Below are 1788 nucleotides of genomic sequence, written 5' to 3' on the forward strand. Positions count from 1 at the left end.
GTGCCGCCGGCGATGTAGGCGGTCAGGGCGCCGAGGGCGAACATGTCGGTGGCGGGCGTGGCGGGCAGGCCCCGGGCCTGTTCCGGGGCCATGAAGCCGGGGGAGCCGATGCGCAGTCCGGTACTGGTGAGGGCGAGGGCGTCGGCGGCGCGGGCGATGCCGAAGTCGATCACGCGCGGGCCGTCGGCGGCGAGGAGGACGTTGGCGGGCTTGAGGTCGCGGTGGACGACGCCGGCGGCGTGGATCACCTGGAGCGCTTCGGCGATGCCGGCCACGAGGAGCAGGACGGTCTGCTCGGCGAGTGGCCCGTTGTGCTTGACCACCTGGTGGAGCGAGGGACCGGGAACATAGGCGGTGGCGAGCCAGGGCATGGCGGCGTCCACGCCGGCGTCGACGACCTGGGCGGTGTAGAGCCCGTGGATCAGGCGCGCGCTGGCGACCTCCTGGGCGAACCGCTGGCGGAACTCGGGGTCCTCCGCGAGTTCGGGCCGCACTACCTTGAGGGCCACCGGCCGGCCGCCGCGGGTGTACGAGAGGTAGACCCGCCCCATCCCGCCGGCCCCCAGCCGCGCGAACAGCCGGTAGCCGCCCACCTCGGAGGGGTCGCCGGCGGTCAGCGGCTGGAAGGCGGTGGACACGATGGTGTCGGCTTGGTGTACGGACATCGGAGGCTCTCTCGGAGGGACGGGGCAAGCCGGGGACGGTCACCGAGCGTTGAGAAGTATCCCGCCGGACGCTCCTCAACGTTCGGTGGCACGGGCGGCAATGACGCGCGACCCCCGGGGGGACGGGGTCGCGCGCCACGGAAGGACAGTCTTCCGCGTCGATCATGAGGTTTTGATGAGGACGGCCCGGGCCCGGCCCGGTGCGTCCCGGGCGCGGGTCGTGCTGCGCGGATCGTGTAGCCCCACACCCTGTGTGGTGGCCGGGTGGAACCGGTACGAGCCTCCGAGGGATTCCGGGGTTCCTGCCGGTGGGCCGGCGAGGATTTCGCCTCCGCCGGCCCGGAGGTGTTCACCCGTGCGCCGCCAACGGAAGCCGGAGCACGAGCACGAGGCCGCCCGCGGGGTTGTCCTCAACGGTGAGTCGGCCACCCCCACTTGCGGCGAGCTGACGGCAGGCCGCCGGCAGGTCGCCGGCTGAACCGTCCAGTCCGGCGAGCATCCAGGACTTCGCCTCGCCTGCCAGGTCCGGCCCCCGGTCCGCCACCCGGACCTCCACCACGCCCGGGATCCCGGGCTCGTCGGCGACCACGTCCGCCCGAACCAGCACCCGCGCTCCCGGCGGGGTGCGCCGCGCCGCGGTCGCCACCATCGCGGCCAGCACTCGCTCCAACGGCCCCCGGCCGACCGCGACCGCCGGCAGCCGGTCCGGTACCCGGACGGTCACCGACCCCTGTGGCACTCCGGCCACGGCCGACAACAGAGCGGAAAGGACGACCGTGCCCTCGTGCTCGGTCGGCTGAACGGTTTCGGTCCGATCGGTCCGGCGTAGCCTCCGGGTGTGCCGACCGCGCACGAGGGCCGTCAGACCGGCGATCCGGTCGGTTGCCACGGGCGGTACCCGAGGGCTGTGATCGGTCACGAGGGTCCTTCCAGTACGAGCGGGCCGGTCACGTCCAGGAGCCGGCGACGCATGCGGACAATCGCCTGCCGGCGATCGCGCCGCGGCGGGCACGAGCACCTCACCCGAACCTCATGCCGGACCCACGGACTGCAACCTTCGGTTGCAACGCTCGCCGTGCCAGCTGCCGGCCCTGCTCGGCAGATGGGGTCCGGTGATTCGGGC

Annotated in this window: 2 protein-coding genes; both read right to left on the reverse strand. The window is 73.5% G+C overall.

All coding sequences use genetic code 11. The features are described from left to right. Nucleotides 1-665 (reverse strand): serine/threonine-protein kinase (locus tag ABZW30_RS46920; RefSeq protein ID WP_355677482.1); only part of this gene is annotated, 665 nt, incomplete at its 3' end. Nucleotides 666-1014: 349 nt separating this feature from the next. Continuing rightward, nucleotides 1015-1389 carry a hypothetical protein gene (locus ABZW30_RS46925; protein WP_355677483.1) on the reverse strand — a complete coding sequence of 125 codons (375 nt, stop codon included), beginning with the start codon at nucleotides 1387-1389 and terminating at the stop codon, nucleotides 1015-1017. Between the last annotated feature and the right edge of the window lie 399 nt (nucleotides 1390-1788).

This window comes from Kitasatospora sp. NPDC004669, assembly GCF_040609455.1.
In the GTDB taxonomy this organism is placed as follows: Bacteria; Actinomycetota; Actinomycetes; order Streptomycetales; family Streptomycetaceae; genus Kitasatospora.